Annotated in this window: 3 protein-coding genes; 1 reads left to right on the top strand and 2 read right to left on the bottom strand. The window is 62.9% G+C overall.

Features of this window, described 5'->3' with window-relative positions; genetic code table 11:
* Nucleotides 1–1290 precede the first annotated feature (1290 nt).
* On the top strand, nt 1291–2706 hold the full coding sequence (locus FHR04_RS20500) for a replication initiator protein A (protein ID WP_170214057.1): 1416 nt from the start codon (nt 1291–1293) through the stop codon (nt 2704–2706).
* A 281-nt stretch (nt 2707–2987) separates the two neighbouring features.
* On the opposite strand, the gene FHR04_RS20495 is transcribed toward FHR04_RS20500, so the two are convergent.
* Together FHR04_RS20495 and FHR04_RS20490 are read right to left on the bottom strand one after the other, a co-directional pair.
* Nucleotides 2988–3515 (bottom strand): hypothetical protein, encoded by a 528-nt coding sequence (locus FHR04_RS20495; RefSeq protein ID WP_139405030.1) that lies wholly within the window; start codon nt 3513–3515, stop codon nt 2988–2990.
* 437 nt (nt 3516–3952) lie between these two features.
* Entirely contained in the window at nt 3953–4729 is a 777-nt protein-coding gene (locus FHR04_RS20490) for an alpha/beta hydrolase family protein (protein ID WP_139405029.1), read from the bottom strand.
* Nucleotides 4730–4931 lie beyond the last annotated feature (202 nt).

Genomic DNA, 4931 nt, shown 5'->3' with positions numbered 1-4931 from the left:
ACGGCTCGGAAGAACTGCGCCATGTGCTGCGGTGGGTTCCGAAGAGAATCAGCGAGATCCTACACGTCTTGATATGCCCTTTTCCCGCACTGGGACAGCCGGAAACTGAAGTTGTCAGCTACTGAGAGCACAGCCTCAACTCGAAGATGTCCGGTACAGAGTTCTCCTTGATAAATCTTTCTAAAGGGGGTGTGGGTTTGCTCGGGGGCCTGGCCCCTGTGGTCCGCAGCCCTGCTGAAAGACACCCTAAAGAACGCACCATGATCAGACCATGACCGGGTCCCACTGATCAGGCGGTTCGCTCGCTGACTGATCGGCCCGAAACGATGCATGCCGAGAGCTCAAACCGGCGCAGATCAGAGGACAGCTCCCGCCTGTTTTCTCTGGCGCCTCCGTTCGGCCCGCCCCCGCTGCGCTTCATCACGCCGAGGGTGCCTCATTCGCGGTGTCAGCCAATTTGTACAGTCAGCTCACTGCAGCCCAGCTGCATCAGGCGGGCAAATTCGTTTGGTGTTTGGGCAGCGTGTGAAGTCTACGGGCAAACCTGGTGATGGTCAGCTCTTGCGGGCAAGATTGTGGTGACGTCGGACGGGGGAACCGGATTTCACGTCGCAGGCCTTCCGATGGGGCACTGGGGCAGGGCAGAGGGTGTCGCAGCGTGGTGGAAGGGGCATCCCGACAGGGTCAAACGAAAGTTGAAAGACGAATGGATTTTCCGGCAGGAGGGGTGCAGAGTCACCGAACTTCGCGTCCAGTTCGACTAATTCCACCATTGGAACACCTCCGGACCCACCGTGAGGCTCGGTGGTCCGCAGCTTGGGGGCACAGCTCTTCGTGCCGCCTCACCTCTGCTCAGGAGACTCCAATCCTTAGCGTGCTGGGATCGATTCGCCCTTCATCCGCCCTGAGACACACCTGAGGCATCGACTGAGACACACCTGCGGCATTTGCCTCAGAACGCTGAGACATACCTGTGGTGTTCTGGCACCCTGCGCTGAGACATACCTGTGGCAAAAACGTCCAACACCACAGGTATGTCTCAATAAACCCCTGAGACATACCTGTGGCGTTGCCTGAGACATACCTGTGGCATTTTTTGCCGCCCCTGAGACATACCTGTGGCGTTGCCTGAGACATACCTGTGGCATTGCCTGAGACATACCTGTGGCATTGTCCTCTTTTTCTTCGTGTGGGACAGTATTGTTGTCCTGAGCTTGGTGGTGTTTTTCACCATATTTTTATCAAAATCTTTTCCATTAAAAGAGTATCTTGTCAACATCAGGAGGAAAGGTGGCAGACCCACAGCGAACCAGCTTCGATGATTTGAACTGGGGCCGGTTGAATCTGGTTTCTGCGCAGGATCAGTTGGTCGACCAGAATTCCTGGAAGGTGACGTACCAGCATGGCGAACGGGTGGTTCGGATCTCGTGCCGCGCCCTGCCGGAACTGGGCGTTCCCCATGGCATCGACAACGACGTTAGTAGCGCGCTGATCGACAACTACATGAATATTGGTCTGCCGGATGACGGCGTCATGACGCTGGCCATTTCAGAGTTGATGCGGCTGGCTGGCTTTCACCGCAATGGGAAATACCGGGAAATGCTCGCCGTCAGTCTGGACCGCCTTCACACCACCTCCTATGAGATCGCAGGCGGCTGGCGGGACCATCCAAATCGGCGCTGGACCACCGCCAAATTCCACTTTATCGAGTTACTCGAATACACCCACCAGGGTGAATCGGGCAGGTTCGACGAGCGCAGCATGCTGCGCATCCGGCTGGCCGAGCCACTGGTCGCCTCGCTCCGCAGCGGGTACACCAAACCCCTCAACATCGAATTCATGCAGTCGCTGTCTCGACCGCGGACGCGCATCATTTTTAGACTTCTTGATGCGATGCGGTACCACCCGGAGACCCCGGACGAGTTGATCGATGAATACGACCTGGGCCTGATCGAACTGGCCGAACAATGCAAGCTTCCCAATACCCGGCCAGACGCGGTACGCCGGGCCCTGCAAGGACCACACGAGGAGCTGCTGCGCCGGGGCTATCTGCGGCAGGTGGTGATCGAGGGCCGTGGACGCGATCAACGGATTCATTACGAGTTTTCTCCGGACTTCACGCCTGTCAATCCAGCCGTCCTTCACCGCCTGCGCATGCACGGCGTCACCGATGGTGTATCGCGCCAGCTCGCGCGCCAGTACACCACCTCAGTGCTGTCGGCGCGCATCGAACTGTTCGAGCGGCTGGTCAAGTCCGGTCAGCTGACGGTGCGCAAGACGCCGGCACACGCCCTGGTTCACCTGATCAAGAACGCCGATCAGTACCCAGATACCTCGGCAGGCAAGGTCATCACGCTGCCTGCGGCGCCACCACGCGTCCCGCCCGAGCAGAGCGCGGAACCTGCGTTACCCGGCTGGGCGGAAGAGTTGGCCCGGATGTCGCCCGACGAGGCGGCGGCCTTCACGGCCAAACGGGTCTCCCTGCTGTATGCCCGGAAATTTGCGTTGACCGAACTCGACACGCTGCGCGATCTGGTGCTGCGTGGCCGAATCGATCCTGCCCACCTGATCGAGGAAGCCCACCGGAGACTGGCCACCCTGGATGCCCAGGGGTTCATCGATGATCTCAAAGACCGGCTGCGTGCCGAGGAGGATGCGAAACCGGCCCAACCAGCGGATCTCCGGCTGACAGAATCTCTGCCGTGATGCCCGTGATGGCCCTGAAGCAGTGCTGATCCCCGTTTGAAAATGAATCGGGCAGGGGAGGGGAGCCATGGCCGGTCTGGTGCAGCGCGGCTCGGTGACGTCTTCACCCATTGACCAAGGACGGCCCCACCTCCGCTGCTGGGCGTTGGACGTTCCGGGGCGCCGCCGAGCCAGCCTTGAGACGTTGAAACGGTGGGGCTGGCGGCCGGCGCAGGCTGAGGGGAGAAGGACAACCCAGCACACCGACGAGAGGCAGTGCGCGCGCGGCCACTGTGCTGCGTTCAGCGTGTGCTTGCGCTCACGGGCACGCTCAGTTTGAGTCCAAAGGCAGGCGTGAGCGACAGGCGGGCCAAGGCCTCCACCGAGACGTTGCCCGCATTCCAGCCCACCACCCCATGCACGTTGGCCAGGCGAATCGGCGAAAAAATAAAAGCAGGCAGGCTCGCGTCTGTGCCGGTCATGTCAAAACTGACGCCGGAGCCAAGGCCAGCGCCGTAATACGCTGTGCCGGTGCCCAGTGGCCCGCCTGCGCGCAGCAGCGTCAGATCAAGCAGCACGTTCGGTTTGGCCGAGCCCAGCCCGAAGTTGCCCTCAAGCGTGCCGCGCAGCAGCACGCCCCGGGTCCCCACTGGACCCTGGGCACTCACATGCACGCCGGCCAGGCCGCGCAGTTCAGTGGCGTCGACACCCGCCGAAGCCGCCTGTGCCGGCAGCAGCGCGCCCTGCAGGCCCAATCGAACTTCCGTGCCAGCCGCGTCTGCACAACCGAGCAAGCCCAGGGCGGCCACCATCAAGAGAGTGAACTTCATCGTGCGCCACTCTAGCGGCAGCGCCAGGGTCAGGGGAGTGGTCTGAGCGCCCCACCGTCACTCTGCTGGCAGATGACGAAGGGGAACCCTGGATTTCCCGGAGGCGACAGTGACGGAATACTGGTCCCGACTTTGAGGCGAGCCCCCCAGCAAAGGCTGACCGCCCAGTGGTGCACGGATTCCTGTGGAGGAACCCCTCAGGCTCCAGTCCACAGCAGGACCATTCCAGTTCCCTGAACTGCAGGACGCAGGGAGGGACCGCCCTCGCGCTCAGCCGGCTGATCGGCAGGACGGCCCGTGCCTTTCGCTCCCTGGGCTGACAGCGGACCTGGATCCTGCCAAAAAGCCCTTCGCTGCCCCGATGCCGCCTCGCCCCACGTGTGCATGACCCTGTAGGCCTCGGTGCGGCCCCAAGGACGCAGCCTGAGCGAATGGTTTCAGCCCGTGGACGGGTCCGGGGCTAAGCGGCTGCGGCCAGACGCGGGCTCTTGAGTCCAGGCCATGACCTCACGAATGATCGCGTGCCACTGCGCGTCATTTGGGCTGTGACCCATATCTGCGTGCTCCAGCAGCGGCGCGCCGGCGGCTGCCGCGTACTGGCGCCCCACTTCCGGCATGCAGATGCGGTCCTGTGTTCCCACCACCAGCAGGGCCGGCACCTGCAAGCCCGAGACATGGGTCACGGGCGAGCCTTCCCGCCACTGGGCGGCAGTCAGGACGGCGTCGTAGCAGCGCCTGAGCAGCCGCAGGGTGGTCCGCTCGTAGACGGCCTGCAGATCGGTCGGAGCGCTCACGGCCACCACGTGCGAGACGGAGCCTGCCGGCCTGCCGGGTCTCGAAGCCGTGAGGAGGGCACTCAGGCCACCCATGCTGAAGCCCAACAGCACCGGTGGGGCCTGAACCCCGGGCTGTGCGGCAAACCACGCCAGCATCCTTCCTACATCGGCCGGTCCGCTGTAACCGTAGTCGTCACAGCCCGCCGACCCCCGCCACCCGCGCTGTGACATGCTCAGCACCTGCCAGCCTGCCCCGTGCAGCAGCCGGGCCGGGCCGGCCATGGCGAGGGCATCCTGGCCCCAGCCGTGCAGCAGCAGGGCCGCCGGCGCCTGTCCCGGCTGCCGCCAGATGTAGCCGCCCAACTCGCCCACTGCCCCGGCAAGACTGACCCGCTCAGCGTCCGGCAAGGGGGGCAGGGACAGTCCGGGAATGGTCATGAACTCCATGGTTCATGGTGGCACGGGTAAAAGGCAAGCGAGTCGCAGAGCGACTCGGCTTCACTTGACCCCATGTCCTCTGTACCGGACATCTTAGCTTCAAGCCGCTCCTGATGCGTGAAACGGCGTGCTCAGTAGCCTGACCAACTCAGGTAACTCGGGCAGGTTCCACCGCAGCGCATGGCACAGCTGTTCCGCGCCA

This window comes from Deinococcus radiopugnans ATCC 19172, assembly GCF_006335125.1.
Lineage (GTDB): Bacteria > Deinococcota > Deinococci > Deinococcales > Deinococcaceae > Deinococcus > Deinococcus radiopugnans.
This window is presented reverse-complemented; position numbering and strand designations above follow the sequence as displayed.